Genomic DNA, 1594 nt, shown 5'->3' with positions numbered 1-1594 from the left:
CTTCGCCGCCGCGGGTGATGCTCGCACCGACCCCTTCCGGAGCCATCTTGGCGTCCGCGGGAGTCTCCTCCGGCCCGGGTTGCTCCGGCTCTTTCTCAGGAGGTTCGCTGCCCCACGCGCGGGCGGTGCCTTCGGCGGGCTCATTGCGTTCCGTGCTCCTGCCCTCGTACGGCGGTACGGCGCTGCCGCCGGTATCCGTTTGCCCGCCGGGCGCAGGGTTGGTGCCTTTGTTGAAGTCGTTGCCCAGCCGGTCGGTTTTGGGCTGCTCCCGTTGTTCACCGGACTCGGATGGTTGTTCCTCGTACATGGTGGTCCTCCTCGATAGAGAGTGATGTTCGATTTCCAGCCGTGCGATCTAGGGCAACCCGCTCCCGGAATCACGTTCATGCCCCATCAGCTCGAGGCCGCTCATTGCCTGCTCGGCGCCCTCGGCATCCATTTTCTGCAAGGCGAAACCCATGTGGATCAGGATCCAGCTGCCGGCTTCGGGCGGGCCGTCTTCCAACAGCCCGATGTTAATCTTCCGCTCCGCCCCGGCTACATCAACGAGGGCGAGCTGGTCGCCGTAACCTTCAACGAGTTCGATGACCCGCCCCGGTATCCCCAGGCACATGGCGGTACCTCCTTAGGTGGGATGGGGAACTTCTACTTCAAGGAGCGTGACGACGGCGGCCGCCGCCTTCGGAACAGCGGCCGCTACCGCAGGCGAGAGCCCGATGCCTTCGGTCATGTCGGCCGGCACGCAGCCGACAACGTAGGTTGGCGGCACCTGGCCGCCGAGCGAGCGCAGCCGGTCCAGCACCGCTGCGGGATCCATGCCGTGCGGATCCAACGGCGCTGTGTCCGTCAGGTCTTCGGCACCGACCCGCAGGATGCGAATGCTGCCCGGTTCGGTGTCCGCAGCATCAGGAGGGACAGTATCCACCAGGACCAGCGCGTCCACGCCGGCCAGCAGGTCGTACGCCAGGTGCATTCCCCGGATTCCATAGTCAATGACCTGCACACCGGATTTGGGGCCGTCAGCGCGCGCGATCAAGCACCGCACGACCTCCGGCCCGAAGCCGTCGTCGCGCAGGAACATATTGCCCACGCCGGCCACCAAGGTACGGCCGGTGGATTCCGCTGCGGTACCGCCGGCAGCTGCGCGGGGCTCAGGCCCGGAGTTCACATCCGGCTCAGTTTCAGGTAACGGCGGATGTCCGGAAGCGACCGCAGTCCGACGTAGACGAGGCCGAGCGCCGCGGCGGACAGCACGCCCATGGTTACCATGCCTACTGCTCTCATGCTTGGTTTTTCCTTCCATGCTGGGTTTCGGACTGTCCGGCGGATGGGGCGGGATCAAGTGGCTCCAGTTCGTCCGGCGCGTAGTAAAAGGATCGGCCGTAACCCTCGTGCAGGTCGGCTGCCGGGTCCTGTTCGAAGACCAGGCCGACATGCGTGCTGCCATCGACGTCGAAATGGACGCTGGTGACTTTTGCCGTTTGGCCGGCGAAGAATAGATCCTGGGCATCGGCCCGCCGGCCCGGTTTCACTCGCACCCTGCTGCCGCGGGCGACCGGAACGTTTCCGATCAGCACGGCGTCCTCGTCAGGAT

Annotated in this window: 4 protein-coding genes and 1 pseudogene; all 5 read right to left on the bottom strand. The window is 65.6% G+C overall.

Translation table 11 applies throughout. The features are described from left to right. On the bottom strand, positions 1-307 hold a 307-nt coding region (locus tag AC5RWT_RS37255), incomplete at its 3' end, for a hypothetical protein (protein ID WP_494084597.1). A gap of 48 nt (positions 308-355) precedes the next feature. Continuing rightward, a complete protein-coding gene (locus AC5RWT_RS37250) occupies positions 356-613 on the bottom strand; it encodes a HypC/HybG/HupF family hydrogenase formation chaperone (protein WP_494084596.1) in 258 nt (85 codons plus the stop codon). 12 nt (positions 614-625) lie between these two features. Further along, on the bottom strand, positions 626-1168 hold the full coding sequence (locus tag AC5RWT_RS37245; protein ID WP_494084595.1) for a hydrogenase maturation protease: 543 nt from the start codon (positions 1166-1168) through the stop codon (positions 626-628). After that, positions 1165-1284 carry a DUF6893 family small protein gene (locus AC5RWT_RS37240; RefSeq protein ID WP_494084594.1) on the bottom strand — a complete coding sequence of 40 codons (120 nt, stop codon included), beginning with the start codon at positions 1282-1284 and terminating at the stop codon, positions 1165-1167. The genes AC5RWT_RS37245 and AC5RWT_RS37240 overlap by 4 nt, the downstream gene beginning before the upstream one ends. Then, a pseudogene (locus AC5RWT_RS37235) lies at positions 1281-1594 on the bottom strand (hypothetical protein); the annotation flags it as partial. The gene AC5RWT_RS37240 and the pseudogene AC5RWT_RS37235, both read right to left, overlap by 4 nt.

Source organism: Arthrobacter sp. Dra40 (assembly GCF_059091905.1).
Note: the sequence above shows the minus strand (reverse complement) of the source record. Positions and strands in the feature narration are given on the sequence as shown.